Source organism: Helicobacter sp. 23-1048 (genome assembly GCF_053654545.1).
This window is the reverse complement of record NZ_JBSIUT010000002.1, coordinates 290,650-305,519: the sequence shown is the minus strand read 5'-3', so window position 1 is coordinate 305,519 and position 14,870 is coordinate 290,650. Positions and strand designations below refer to the sequence as shown.

At 39.5% G+C, this 14,870-nt stretch carries 9 protein-coding genes; 1 reads left to right on the top strand and 8 read right to left on the bottom strand.

What is annotated here, in order from left to right; all coding sequences use genetic code 11:
* Positions 1-76: 76 nt before the first annotated feature.
* The 6 genes from ACWIWK_RS08155 to ACWIWK_RS08130 form a co-directional block, all read right to left on the bottom strand.
* Positions 77-880, bottom strand: a complete 804-nt coding sequence (locus ACWIWK_RS08155) for a HesA/MoeB/ThiF family protein (RefSeq protein WP_454152303.1) — start codon at positions 878-880, stop codon at positions 77-79.
* 19 nt (positions 881-899) lie between these two features.
* A complete protein-coding gene (locus ACWIWK_RS08150) occupies positions 900-1,664 on the bottom strand; it encodes an SIMPL domain-containing protein (protein WP_454152302.1) in 765 nt (254 codons plus the stop codon).
* Between the two features lie 11 nt (positions 1,665-1,675).
* Complete coding sequence (locus ACWIWK_RS08145; RefSeq protein WP_454152301.1) at positions 1,676-2,059, bottom strand: hypothetical protein; 384 nt, start codon at positions 2,057-2,059, stop codon at positions 1,676-1,678.
* A 318-nt stretch (positions 2,060-2,377) separates the two neighbouring features.
* Complete coding sequence (locus tag ACWIWK_RS08140) at positions 2,378-4,963, bottom strand: DEAD/DEAH box helicase family protein (protein ID WP_454152300.1); 2,586 nt, start codon at positions 4,961-4,963, stop codon at positions 2,378-2,380.
* Positions 4,956-7,160 (bottom strand): DNA methyltransferase, encoded by a 2,205-nt coding sequence (locus tag ACWIWK_RS08135; protein ID WP_454152299.1) that lies wholly within the window; start codon positions 7,158-7,160, stop codon positions 4,956-4,958. The genes ACWIWK_RS08140 and ACWIWK_RS08135 overlap by 8 nt, the downstream gene beginning before the upstream one ends.
* A 58-nt stretch (positions 7,161-7,218) precedes the next feature.
* Positions 7,219-7,386, bottom strand: a complete 168-nt coding sequence (locus tag ACWIWK_RS08130; RefSeq protein WP_454152298.1) for a hypothetical protein — start codon at positions 7,384-7,386, stop codon at positions 7,219-7,221.
* A 228-nt stretch (positions 7,387-7,614) separates the two neighbouring features.
* Between ACWIWK_RS08130 and ACWIWK_RS08125 the strand changes: the two genes are divergently transcribed.
* Positions 7,615-7,953 (top strand): hypothetical protein, encoded by a 339-nt coding sequence (locus ACWIWK_RS08125; protein WP_454152297.1) that lies wholly within the window; start codon positions 7,615-7,617, stop codon positions 7,951-7,953.
* Positions 7,954-8,310: 357 nt separating this feature from the next.
* Here ACWIWK_RS08125 and ACWIWK_RS08120 read toward each other — a convergent pair whose 3' ends face one another.
* Complete coding sequence (locus tag ACWIWK_RS08120) at positions 8,311-9,408, bottom strand: NAD(P)-dependent alcohol dehydrogenase (protein ID WP_454152296.1); 1,098 nt, start codon at positions 9,406-9,408, stop codon at positions 8,311-8,313.
* A 122-nt stretch (positions 9,409-9,530) separates the two neighbouring features.
* Positions 9,531-14,861, bottom strand: a complete 5,331-nt coding sequence (locus ACWIWK_RS08115; RefSeq protein WP_454152295.1) for a S6 family peptidase — start codon at positions 14,859-14,861, stop codon at positions 9,531-9,533.
* Between the last annotated feature and the right edge of the window lie 9 nt (positions 14,862-14,870).

The window sequence follows — 14,870 nt, the reverse complement described above, 5'->3', positions numbered from 1 at the left end:
TATAAAAAACTTTACAAGCCCTCATAACACGCAAGATTATGTAAAAAATTTTAAAGGACAATGAAACGACTAAGGACTACAATTCCCAGCACGAAGCCTGCTCGTAATCTTTTAGCTCTGTGATTCCATTTGTTCCACACACGCGACATTGAGGATTTTTGCTTATTTTTACCTTGCGAAACTCCATACTAAGCGCGTCAATGCTTAAGATTCTATCAAAGAGTGGCTCGCCCACGCCAATGATGATTTTTAGCACTTCTAAGGCTTGAATGCTCCCTATCGTGCCAGCTATCGCACCAAGCACACCAGCAGAAGAGCAACTCGGCACGGAATCTGGAGGTGGTGGAGAGTCAAACACGCACGCATAACAGGCGCTTTCCTTAGGCTTTATACTCATCACTTGTCCGCTAAAGCGTAAGATTCCCCCGTAGCAAAGTGGCTTTTGCGCGAGCACACACGCATCATTGACAAGGAACTTTGTCCCAAAATTATCCGTCCCATCGACAACCACATCATAATGCTCCACAATCTCTAAGGCATTACTCGCGTCTAATCGGCAATGATAGGGAGTGATTTTGGTATGAGGATTGAGCGCATTGAGCTTTTTTAGTGCACTTTGGACCTTTGGTGTGCCCACTTCGGCAGTAGTGTGGATAATTTGGCGTTGCAAGTTGCTTAAATCAATGCTATCATCATCAATGATTCCAATCTCCCCTACCCCAGCGGCAGTGAGATAGAGCGATACAGGTGAGCCAAGCCCACCCGCACCAACAACCAAAACCTTTGCTTGTGAAATCTTTTTTTGACCCTCTATGCCGACATTTTGTAGCACCAAATGACGCGAATATCGCTTAAGCTCCTCATCATTAAACGCCAACATACGCTACTACCGCTTGTAATTATTTGCAACGCAACGAGACTTGCGCGCTAAGGCTAAATTCCTCGCTAGATTCTATGGGTAATGCGCTTGAATCTATGCTTTGTGTCTCTACACTTCGCATTAGCGCGACCTTAGGATATGCGTGCGAGTCATTTATATCAATACGCTCAATCTTACATATTTTACTAAGGCTTTTTTGATATACTTCCGCACTTTGCTTCGCTTGCTCAATCAACGCGCCTTTAAGCTCGGAATCTATCTCGTTTTGCTGTTCGTTTTTGACTATTGGGCGCACTTTGGGGATTTGCAAAGTAAAGTATCCCATTTCATTTGCTAGTGCGCCTGCTTCGTTTAAAAGTTTCTCATACTCTTCAAATTGTGCTTTATCAAACTCGCAAGAAAACTCAGCGTGAAAATTTTGCCCATACACTTGGTTTGATTGACTCTCTTGGTCGTATTTGGTGAGCGGTGTTATTGAGTAGCTCCCACCCTTGCAAAGTTTGCTTTGCTCAAATCGCTGTGAAATAATTTTAAAACCAGAGGCGATAATAGTCTTATCTTGGAGAGTTAGCATTGGCATTTTTAGAAGCGAAGCACTTGAAAATACGGGATTAGCAGAATAATGTGTCGGTGTCTTAGAGTCATTTACCGAGATTGTATAATTTATTTGCAACGGTGGATTACCAAAATACTTATTATCCAGCACAAATACATAAAACAGCATTCCACACGCAAACAACACCAATCCAAAAATCACAGAAGCACAAGTTTTAAGAAACGACATTTTCAATCCTTTTATTTAATATCAATTTTATCGCCTGCTCCAATCTTTCGCACAGGGGTAAAAAAGCTCATAAGTGCGCCAAAAATCACTTGTATCACCATACACCCGACAATGCCAAGCACCGCAGGCAATATTATAGAATCGACATTTTTACTATAATTCATCATATAAATAATCCACAAAATACACAATGCGACTACAAATACGCTACCAAGCCCAATCGTGTCGTATAAAAACGAAGTGCGAAATTTTGATTTATAGCGCGCTTTGCATTCTTTACATTCTATGATTCCACCATTAGTGATATGTTGCGACATTGAGAGTTTATAGGGTGTTTTATTAACCAACTTTTTACACACCTCGCATTCAAAGTCAAAACTCATAAATCCTAACAAGAGATTCTCCTTATGAAAATTAAAAAGTCGCTATTATACTATATGTTTATGAAGTAGCCTTGTAAAATCTCACAAACGCGTTAAATCGCTCACGCACATATCGCCATAAGATTTTAGCCTTTTTGCTTGCATTGGTTATTTTACGCATTGGCTTTTTGCTTGCATTGGCTTTTTTGTGCGTAGATTTTCACGCCTAGCATTTTTCATCTAGTGTTTTTTTATCTAGCTTTTCTTGTCTAGTGTTTTTTTGTATCGCAAGGTTTTAGCAAAATGAGATTTTGACTAGCATTTGCGACATTTTTTTGTGTTGTCCCGCGCTTATGTATTGTGTATAAACACCTCAAATTTTTCTCTAAATTCCGCATTTTTAGCTACAAAAAACGGCATTCCGTGCATTTTCACGCTAATATCCTTATAATCAATGGGCTTTTTATCAATCAGCGTTGCCAAAAATTCCTCTTTCCATTTATCATTTAATACTAAATGCTCGCCTTTTGGCTCGATGATACATTGCATTATCACACGATTATCCCCCGCCCTTTTGCCTAAAAAGTAAAAATCTGGCTCAAATCTCTCCGCATAATTTGCATTTTCCTCCCCATTTTCTAGCAATTCTCTATCATCATAAATTGCAAGTTCGCTAAATCGCTCATTTCGCACGATTAGCCATTCTTTAAAATGTGCATTTATTAGCTCTTTTTTAGATTCGATAAAGTCCAAAAATGCTCTCTCTAATGAAGTCCCGCTAAATTTATCAAAGTAAAACCACTCATATTTGCTAAAATTTTCCACTTCCGCGTCCAAAGAGCGCGTTATTTCTTTATCGCCGATGATTTTTAGCGGTTTTACACTCCATTCCCCCACACGATACGAATCCAAATATTTATTCACACCCTCGCCAAATTTTTCCAACACAAAAAGCGCGATTTGTAGCTCTGTGCGCGGATTATCCAAAATTTGTCGCGGGTGAAGTTTGAGCGTGAGATTAAGATATTTAGCGATAAATTCGCGTTTAGATTCTATCTCAAAGTTTCGCGCCAAAAAGGCAAAATTATAATCCAATATATTCATAGCCTTTAATATCACGCGTTGCGATAAATCGCTAAATTGTATCTCTTTATATGCCTCTCCAAAATCTAGGCTAAAATCATCGTTGCTTATATTTTCGCCCGTTAGATTCTCTTTCATTAGATTTTCCTCTTGAACGCCTTTTGCGTTACATAATGGCACTTCTAAAAAGTCGCTTTTAGCCACGATTTTACGCACGATTTCACCACTAAAAAGGCTATTTTTACTTGAAACTTTATAGCGCGAATTAGTAGCAAAATACGCTTGCTTATAAAATTCACTTTGCATTATGTCCTTTTTCACGCGTAGCACGATATTTTTTTGCTTACTCTGTCGCAGTCCCATATTGACTAGTTCGCTATTTAGTCGGCTTATAAATTCATTTTCACTTGCCGCGTGGTAAGCCAAAATCTCTAATGCTTTAAGTGGCACTCTCTCATTATCAAATTTTCGCCGAAACTCATAATCACTAATCGCGCCAGATTGCGTTACTTGCGATTGTAACACAAAGGGATAGTATCGCGCCCCGCGCCCGATTAGTTGCGCTTCTTTTGTCGTCTCTTTTATCGCGCCTTTATTTAGGCGGACAATGTCAAAAAGATTTAGCACATCCCAGCCCTCATTGAGCTTATCCACCGCAAAGATTACGCGAATCTCATTATTTTTTGATTCCAAACTATTTAGCAACATTTGCTGATTTTCTATATCTTTGTCATTGTTTGCGTTGATAATGTGCGCGGGACTAAAAAGCTCTTTTATCATAAAGCAAAGATTTTGACTTGTGATTTTTTGCGCTTCAAAAAACTCTCTTACTTGCCTAAAAAGCACGATTTCATCATCTTCATTTTTTGAGAGATTCGCATAATTTTCGATAAATTCCGCCACTTGCGTAGAATCAAGATTGGCGATAAACTCCAAAAACGCCTTTTCATTTGCCAAAGATTCGTTAATCGTCTTGCTTTTATATAAAATCACAGGCTTTAAAAAAATGCCATTTTGTTTTGCTAAAAGCATTCGATAAATATTTAAAATCACGCTCCCCAAAAACCGCTCACTAATCTCTAATCCATTGTATTTAAGCAAATAAATTTTCTTGCTAAATCCGTCATTATGAAATTGTTTTAAAGCGTATTCATATACGATTTTATCGCTATATTTTTCTAGCACGGATTCAAATTTTGGGATTGTCGCGCTAAATTCTAAAAGCAAATTTTCCGCATTTGCGCTAAATGCCTTTTGCACGATATTTTCCCAGCCTCTCTCATTTTCATCGCTTTTTGTGTTTGCGTTTAGATGGTGCGCTTCATCGGCTAAAAGCACGATTTTTTGATGACGCAAATCTTGCAGAGTTAGCGCGTTTTCTCTCTCTTGCGTAAAAAGATTATACAGCCCTTGAATCGTGTTAAAATACACATTTATCGCATTTTCTTTACATTCGCCCAAACTCTCAACCGCATTTATTTCAACCTTTTGATTTTCTATGACAATCTCACGCGCAAAGAGATATTTCTCACTTCTCTCATCGCAAAAGTTGCTCTTTGTTTTTTCTAAAATATTCGTGCTATTGACAAAAAACACAAAGTTTCTAAAGCCTTGCTTGTAGCATTCTAGCATTAGTGCCGCCATTATGAGCGTTTTGCCACTACCTGTCGCCATATTAAACATTAAATGATTTGTGCGCGGATTTTGCCTTTGCAAGAGATAGTGCTTTAAGGCTTGGATTTGATATTGTCGCAATGTTTTAGAGAGATTGCCCGTGATATATGCGGGGATTTCTATATTTTGTGCGTATTTTAGCGCGGATTGTAGCTCGGTGCTTAGATTTTGGCTATTCATTTTTGCCACCTTTATAAAACGCCCTATTTAGCTCTATCGTCTCGCTATCCACGCCATAGATTGCATCCTCTATATCGCTATAAACTACATAATCCATATTTGAGTCCAAAATCTCGCATAAAATCCGCTTTTTATCATTGAGATTCAACGCTTCAAAGTCGCTATCTTTTGGCAATGTTTTATCCACGCGATAATCCACAAATGCCTTTTCTTGCAATTCTTTGTAGATTTTACTTAATTCGTCATTGCGAGAATCCGCATTATTTTCCACTCCGTCATTGCGAGAATCCGCGTTAGCGGATTCGTGGCAATCTAAAATCCTTTGCTTATACAGCGCATTAAGTGGCATTAACTCAAAGTAGATAAATTCATTTTTTACATTGTCATTATGCGAATCCGCGTTATTTTCTACCCTGTCATTGCGAGAATCCGCGTTAGCGGATTCGTGGCAATCCATTTTTAGATTCGTGGATTGCTTCGTTGTGTTCGCTTCGCTCACACTGCCTCGCAATGACGATTCGTTGCGCGAATCTTGCAATGACGATTTTTCGCCCTGTGGATTCCAACCCACAGCTTTTGAGATTCCGCCTTGTTCGCCGTTTATGACTTTGATTAACCGCGCTTTGGTGATTGACTCTACATAATCCATTTGCTCTATGCCAACCCATCGCCGTTTCATTTTATGCGCCACTGCGCAAGTCGTCCCACTTCCCGCAAAAAAATCCATTACCAAATCGCCCTGCTTTGTTGTCATATCTATAATTCTATAAAGTAGTTGTTCGGGCTTTTTGGCATTTGTAAAACTTATGCCACCTTGATTTTGTGTGTTTTGAAAATCTATATCACTCCAAAAATCGCAAAGTAAATTTGAAATATCTTTTTCCAAAGAAGCACCGATAAAAACTTCCTTTAATGTTTGTTTTAAAAAAGAAAATCTATTACCATTTAAGGCATATTGCAAATTGCCATCGGAATCTTGGTATGAAATAATTTGATTTGGATTTTTTTGTGATAATTCTTTCGGTTCTTTTGGCATTTCTGGGGCTGTTCTAAAAATACAATCTGCAAATTTTAAATAAAATTTTCTATGTTCTTTATTGTTTATATTTATATCATTGATTGTATTTCCTTTTTGCAAAAGTCCTTTTTCAATCATTGCTTCGACTAAATTTTTAGTTGTCATTTTGTCTTTATCAAAAATAAAATTGTAGTGAGTATCCCATTTTTCTTTTTTGACATATTGTGGTTTTAAAGTTATATTATTTGCATTTTTTGCATAAAACAAAATATAATCTTTTGTTTTAATGATTGTCTTTTCTCTGTGTGCCGTTTTTAATCCACTCGGAGTTGATGAGCGACAAGCAATGCAATTTACAAAATTCTCTCTCCCAAAAATCTCATCGCAAAGCACCTTTAAATACGCCTGTTCATTATCATCGCATTGAATGAAAATCACGCCATCCTCGCGCAAAAACTCCCGCGCAATTTCAAGGCGATTTTTCATAAACACAAGCCACGCGCTGTGGTTAAATCTATCGTTGTAGTTAAAGCTATCATTGCCCGTATTATAGGGCGGGTCGATATAGATGAGCTTTACTTGCCCATAAATATCTTTGCGCCGTTTTAGCGTGTGGAGCGCGAGTAAGTTATTGCCTTTAATCAAAAAATTTGGTTTATTTTGCAATATGGATTTTAAGCTTTTGTCATTGCGAGAATCCGCGTTAGCGGATTCGTGGCAATCTATTTTATTTTTTTGGATTGCTTCGGTCGCTTCGCTCCCTCGCAATGACGAAGTGATAAGCTCAAAATTTTGCAATGCCTTTGGTTTTAGCAAAAAATCAATTTCATCGCTTCCCAAAATCTCATTGAAAAATATTTCGTTGCTTTTGTCCTCATCTTTGCTTTGCGCGCCTTTTAAAATGCAATCTTTATAGGGGAAATTTAGCACGATATGGCTATCGCTTTTTAGCAACTTCGCGCCCGTGTGAGAGTGAATCGTAAGCCCGATTTTGTTTGCAAATCTTGTGTAGCTTGTATCTAAAATGCGAAGTTTGAGAAAATCTAAAAACGCTTCTTTGTCAAAGATAAGCGATTCGTTTATGGGCGTGAAAAACCGCGCTTTAAGCGTAGGATTTTCAAGCAAAAATGTAAGTAATTGCGAATCATTATCAAGCGCGCGGAGTTTTGCTTCTTGCAAAGAGCCAAATTCGCGCTCTATGGATTGTAAGGAATTGTCAGAATCTAGATTTTGGTTTTTAGTGTGTGTGTGTGTGTGTGTGTGTCGAGTCTTTGAGAATGGCTAGCGTTTTCGTGTCTCGTGTGGTGTTTTGACTAGCTTCGTTGTCTTGGTGGCTTTGTGGATTTTGTGCGCTTCCTGCGTTGTCTTGCTCGTGGCTGCGGTGGTTTCGTGGATTTTGTGGCATTGGTATTCCTTTTTGTGATTTTATGATTTTGCGTTAAAGTCGCAGATTCTAGCAAGTTTTATAAAACAATAATTTTTAAAAAGCAAAATTTCGTAGCATTGTAGCGTAATTTGTGTGATTTTGCACACTACTAGGTTTGCCAAAATCGCACAAAAATCTTTCAAAGTATCCTAAAATCTCGCACATTTTTAGCACAAAAGCCACCAAATCACCGCAAATTGCATTGATTTGGATTCAAAGCCCATAAGTGATGAAGCAAAAGCGGGGCTATATTATGGGATTGATTATCTTAGCCTTGCTTTGATAAGTAGCGGGGAGCTAAAAGATAGGTATTTTGAAAAGGCGTTAAGTGTTCTAGGGGAGCTTGGCTTCCCTATGTGGCTAGATGATGATACGCCCACAAGTAGTATAGCCTTGTATTTTTATGGTTTGCAAATTTTAAGCTATGTCGATGATAAAAGCCCTGTGTATAAGGCAATCTACAACGAATCCAAAAAAGACTTTGCCAAATTTAAAAAAGTGCTTGAAAGCAAGGATTATGAGAATTTAAAGGACTTTTTGGAGTGAAAATTGCGCACAAAATCTTTTAGATTCGCGTGGTTTGGATACTTCGCTACAAACTAGGCTTTTCGCTCAGTATGACAATAAAAGCGTGGATTGCTTCGGCGAATCTGCGATTCGCCTTGCAATGACAAAAATTTTGATTTTTGATTCGCAACGCAAATCAAAATCGAAGTAGTTGCAGTGTGCAAAGCACACAAAGAAAACAAAAAAGCGTCCCGCGCGGAAGTATCTTTAGGCGATTTACTAAAGAAACTTCGTTTTCGTGGGTTTTTTAAGCGTGAAAGCACGAAATAAGACTAAAGCGTCTATTGAGTGCTTGAGCGCGAAGAATCCCGCGAAATCGTCAAAGAGACAAATGCGCTACTTTAATGTCCCCATATCAATCACATACCTAAACTTCGCCTTCCCTGTGGTGAGCTTATGATATGCCTCATCGATTGCGCTTTCACTCGCGTTAATGATTTCAGTCTCGGGGTAAATGCCGTGCTTTAGGCTAAAATCTAGCATTTCTTGCGTTTCTTTCATTCCGCCGATTACCGAGCCATACACACGCTTATGCCCCGCAAAGACAAGCGAAGAGAGGCTAATGTTTGGCATTACTTCACTTGGCGGTAGCCCCACCACGCAAAATTCCCCGCCATACGCCAAAAGATTCACATACTCCATAGGCTCGTATTTTGTGGGAATCGTAGAGATGATGACATCAAATCGCTCTTTGACTTGCGCGAGATTGTCAGTCGTGTAGAGTGCCTTTGCACCCATTTTTAGCGCGTCTTGCTCTTTATTTTTGTTTCGTGCAAACACGCTCACTTCCGCGCCCATTTCAATCGCGTATTTTAACGCCATTACGCCAAGTCCGCCAAATCCCGCTACGCCGACTTTTTTGCCCTTGCTTACTTTGCTAAATTTCAGTGGCGAATAAGTCGTAATCCCCGCGCAAAGCAATGGCGCGACTTTATCTAGCGGCGCGTCCTTTGGCACGATAACGGCAAAATCCTCGCTTACTACGATATTATTGCTATATCCGCCAAAAGTAGGCGCATTATCGTGGAATCTATCGATACAATCATAAGTAAAAACCGCGCCGCTCATACAAAACTGCTCTTGGGATTGTCTGCACGCTTCGCATTCTCCGCACGCATTTACCATACAGCCTACCCCTGCGTAATCGCCGACTTTGAATTTTTGCACCCCGCTCCCCACAGCCACTACGCGCCCTGCGATTTCGTGCCCGGGCACCATTGGATAAATCCCCTCTCGCCACTCGCTTCGTGCGGAGTGAATGTCGCTGTGGCAGATTCCCGCATAGAGTATCTCTATCAAAATATCGCCCTGCCCTAGCGCGTGGCGCGAAAAATCAAAGGGCTTGAAACTATCGCTTTTATGCGCTACGGCGAAACCTTTTGCGCTTATGCGCTTGCCTTCTTTTGCTTCGGTGAGATTAGATTCTAATAACATTGTTGCTCCTTTAAAATTTAAAATGTATTTTTAGATTTTAAGTTGTGTAGAAATCTAAAAACGCAATTATAAAACCTGATAGCAACTCTAAGTCAAGGGATTTTGTGAAATTTTTGCAAAAATTAGAATCTATATCCTATTTTCATATCGCCTTTAATCCCATAGCCAAGTCCCATATCCACAAGCCCAAGCACGCCGTATTGTATATAAAGGGATTGTGTGAGAGCGTGCGAGCCTATAAAGTTAAATTCAAGCGAACTTTTGCGATGCTCCAAAGTGTATCCAATGAAACTTTGTGCGTTTGCTAAACTCACAAATACCCTATCGTTTGAATGATATACATTGTGGCGCATAAGAATCTCCACGCTATAAAAGTTTGTATCTTTGCGCAGTGTGTATTGCACGCCCGCACCGATTTCCGCACTTATATTATTATAGCTCTCTTGCTTATAGGTAGTCATAATGTGATTGCCTATATTATTTACTCCCACGCCTAGAAGTGCCACAGGCTTTATATTTTGCTTAAACTCTCCTAATGGAGCAAGCGCAAAAACGCGCTTATAATACACGCTAAGTAAGCCATTAAACGAAAGATTATCGCCTTGCTGTGCGCTTGATTGGATTGCTTTATTGTTTTGCAATATATTTACATTAAGATTGCTTTGCACTTCATTGCTCCCAAATATGCCGTGCGCATACAATCCCACATTATAGAATCTCGCGTTATTATGAAATGATTGGAATTTTGATTGATTGCTCCCAAATCCAGCCATAACGCCAAAGAGCATATCAGTAGAACCAAACTTACTCAATCTATCATACCCCACATTTGTGCTAGCAAACACAGAGTTTGAATCTCCACCGCTAAAGTATCCACCGCCAACATTAAGCCATACATTATTATGCAAATCATCATCTTGTGAGAAATCATAGCTTATATCACTTGCCACACTCCTTGAAATTTGCTTATACAACACATCTTCATCATTGTTTGCAAAACGAAGATTGTGTATTTTATCTGCTTGCGTGAGTCGCACTTGAGCTATGCGTGTGTTTATGACAAAATTATTACTAAAGAGAATCTGCTCGCCTAAAGATGCGCTATTCGCCAAATCGTGCATTGTAGAATCTATTTGCTCTAAGCGAGATTGCAAAGGCGCGTAATCATCAGTTTTAGCAGCCGTATCAATGGCAATATCATTGGGATTGTGCTCTATTAGCACCTTTAAAATCTCGCTATACTTGCTAGAAATATGCTTATTTAGCTCGCTAAAACTGCGCGGATTAGATTCTAAAAACTTTACCAAAAGAGCGTTATTCTCAAACTTACTTACCACAAAAAGTTTATTATCATCACCCACAGAGGGAGCGAAACTAAATTCTACGCGCTTATCAATGCGATTGTCTTTTATTTCTTGCGCACTTAAGATGGTGTAATACTTCCCAAGAGTAAGCGTTGTATCTATCTTGCTTACACTAGAATCTAGAGCAATGACAATGTTACTTTGCGCATCAAAAGTAAGATTTTTGTTAAAATTTAGCATTTCAAAACGATTGGCGTTTTGAGTCATTTGCCCGACATTATGCAACGAAAAAGTCCCACTTATAGTGGCACTCGATTCTATATTTTTTGGTGTGTTATTTTGGGCATAACTTAGATTGGTAAAATTTATGCTCGAATTACTATCGCTTATAAACTTTGTCGCATTTGCCAAATCCCAAGAATTGATAAAAATGTTACTATGAGTCAAATTGATTTTGCCTAAACCTCGCGCATTTGCTTGAGAATCTGCAAGGTGCAGTGTGAGAGTTGTGTTATTTACATCTAAGTTATCAATATTAAGCATAGAAGTTGCATCAAGTGTGAGGTTTACATTTTTAAGAGAATTAAACGCAAGATTATTTGCGCTAATACTACTTGATTGAAGTGAAATATTTTGGCTAATGAGACTTACTTGGTTTAGGTTAGTGATATTACTCTTTTCAAAAATAAACTTATCCACATTTGCTGTCGCATTTTGAGCGACATTTAGGTTTAGCTGTGTGAGATTCTTTGCGTGAATGCTTATAGCAGTGAGCATAGAATTGCCTTGCAAGTTGATAGCGTTATGCGTAGAATCGAGCGTGATATTTCGCGCTGTGAGATTTGCGCTCCCGCTTAGCTCCACGGTTGTGGTGATAGATTCTAGCGCGGTGGTATCAACCACGCTAAAATCACTCGCGCTGATTTTGCCACTAAAATTCACACTTGGCATATTTTCGCTAGGTTTATTACTAGGTGCGGGGGTAAAATCGCTAGGAATCGTATTTAGCGTGATTTGAGAGTTTGCACCGCTTGCATTTAAGTCAAAGTTTTTATCCCCGCTTAGAAAAATATTTAGCACAGAATCATTGCTTTTTATTTCGGTATTTGTATTTTGATTATTTGCATTGGTGAGTTTTGCCTCGCTATCAAGCAATAAAATGCCCTCTTTTATGTTGCTAAACTCGATTTTTGGCGTGCTAATCTCACTTTTGCCCCACAAAATCACGCTAGCTTTTTGCAAATCTTGTGCTTTTAGATTCTCGCTTAATGTGAGTTTTGTAGGACTTTGTGAGGCATTATTTTGACTAGAATCCAAATATACAAGATTTTTTATCGCGTTTGGATTTGTGCTAGGATTTATCACATTGGCGTTTGTGTCTTTTAGCGTGAGATTTTGCGCACTCAAAGTCGCGCTATCAAATAACGAAATATTTGCAATTAGATTTTTATTTGTGCCTGTGATGCTAGATTTTGTCGCTTCAATGTCATAATATTGCGCTATGTCAATATGGCTAGAATCTAGCGTGGCTAAATCCAAACTCCCCACGCTATCAAAGATAAACTTTTGGGCTACTTTTAGTTTTGTATTGTTTGTTACATTGTTATCAAAAATCTTGTTTAAATCATTTTCATTTAGATTTTGTAGTTTTAGATTTTGCACGATTGCGCTCGCTCCGCTTTGCAATCTCACAGAATCACTGCTTTTCAAAGTCAAATATTCCGCTTCTAACTTTGCATTATTTTTCAAATCCAAACTTGCGTTAAAATCCCAAATGTTTGATTGAATGTTCCCGCCATTTGCGGTGATTTTGCCTTTGTAATGTATGGTTTGATTTGCGATTTTTTCTTGTTCTAAATTTAAATTCCCGCCCTCCACTTTTTGATAATACCCAAAGCCACCGCCATTGATATTTGCGCCGTCTTTGTTGTCGATAAAATGCTTCACGCCACCGCCAAAAGTAATGCTAGAGGTAGAATCCGCGCTAATATTGCTTTGCAAACTCGCATTGCGCCCAAGTGTGAGATTTGTGTTTATAAGCGTAATGCCCTGCGCGAATTTAAAAAATCTATCGTCCCAATCAGGCTGGCTAACCGTGGAGGGCTTGCTTAAATCCATATACTCAGGCATTGCCTTATGCGTGCCTGCTTCGGCGTTTTTGATTTGCTCGCGGATTTTTGCATCGCTTATTGTCGCGTGCGTGGTGGCGTGCCCTTGCAGTGCGATATTTGCGTTTTCCGCGCTTAATGTGCCACTTGAATTGATATGCCCATCAAAAATTAGAAAAGCCCCCTCCACTGCGGAAGGGGTTTGTGGGTGGGTATTTTGCGTGTTTTTATCGCCTTTGTGGATAATATCAATATTTGCGACTTGATTTGCGCTAGATTCCCCAATGCTTGCGTGGATAATCGTATCGGCTTTTGTGCTTTGTTTTGTGCCATTTGAATCATAGCCAAAGCCCTCAATTTCAAGCGTGGATTTTGTGCTCGTGGTAGAATTTGTGATAATCGCGCCACTATCATTTGCTGCAATGGTGTTGAGTTTTAAGCTATTGCCACCCAAATCAAGCACCCCTCCGCCACTGCCAAAGTAGATTCCCATTTCGCTAGATTTGTTTTGCGATAATGTGTAGGAATTTGCACCGCTTGCCGTGCCTGCCACGCTAGAATCTTTGCTCGCACCGATTGCTTCTGCCTTGCCATTTTTTAATTCTAACGCGCCTCGCCCGCTTGTGATATACACGCCATCATAAGCCTTTTTATCCGTGTCAAAGATGACTTTGCCCTCGCCGATTTTGAGGTAGCCTAGATTTTCGCCCTTACTTGTATCAGGCGTGTAAGTTGTTTTGATGATGAGCGTGCCTTGCCCGATTTTGTGGAGCGCGTCATTTTTGTCATTTCGCAGATTCCACTCCACTTCGACATTTTGCCCTATATCAAGCCCTGAACCTTTGAAATAATAATTTGTGCCATTTGTATTGCTAAAAGTGTATTTGGTAGGATTTGTGCTACTCGCGCCATTTGAAGCCTCAAACACAAATCCCCCCGCATAGCCACTTATATTGCGATTGATATTGTTTGCGACTTGTATAGCCCCACCACCGCTAAAAATAATGTCTTTGTTTTGTTGTAAATTGAGAGCGTTAATATTTTGCGTGCCACCGCTTAGGGGTATTTTTTGCTCGAAATTTTTTTGAAAATCAAGCAATTCTTTGTTTGACACGGCGGCTATGTAGGCAGTATTTGTCGTGGTGGATTGGGAAGTTACGCCTAGCAAAATCCATTTATTATTCGCTTTATCAAAGGCGTAGATTCCACTCCCGCTATCCCCTGAAGTTATGCGGTTATTGAAATCCCCACTTGGACTATAAGTAAAGGTAATCCCTCGAGAATCTCCGCTTGCATAGCCTTTGACTAAGTCCAAATACGCGCTAGAATCCACATTTAAAATCCCAAAGCCACCGCCCTTTGTCTCGCCATTATCTAATCTGCTAATATCCACGCTAGTGCCACCTCGCAAAGTGATGACGCCTGAACCTGCTTGATACACATACACATTGCCATTAGAATCTGCCAATCCCTTAATGGCGTTTTTAAAATTTTCTAAGTTTTGGCTCTCTTGGGCTGTGCTTGTAGGATTGCTTGTGTTGGTGCTATTTGTGATGTCTAGCATACTTGCTTGCCCCTCGATAATGTATTTATCAAAGCGCAGGAATTTTTCATCACGCCCATAGGGCTTTGAAACGCTAAGTATGGTATATTCACCCGCGTCTTGCTTGGCTAGGGTATATGTGCTAAGCCCCCATTTACGAAAATTATCACTGCTATTTGGATTTTCTGGGCTACTCACATGATTTGCCGTTACGACAAATCCGCGCCCTATTGCTGTGAGATTGCCATTATTGCTCGAAGCAGAAAAATTTGGGGCTTGTGGAATCGTAAGTGTCGTGCCATCTTTGCCCGTGATTTGCACTCCATTTGGATTTTGCTCGCTATCTTTGAAAAGCCCCTTATTTTGCCCAAAATCCAAAAAATCTCGGTAGTAAAAATTGCTGATATTTATGCTTTGGGCATTAAGGCTTGCACAAAGGAGTAAAAAAAGAAATACTTTAGAGATATTATCCATAAAAAACATTATTTTTAAACGCACTATTCTCCA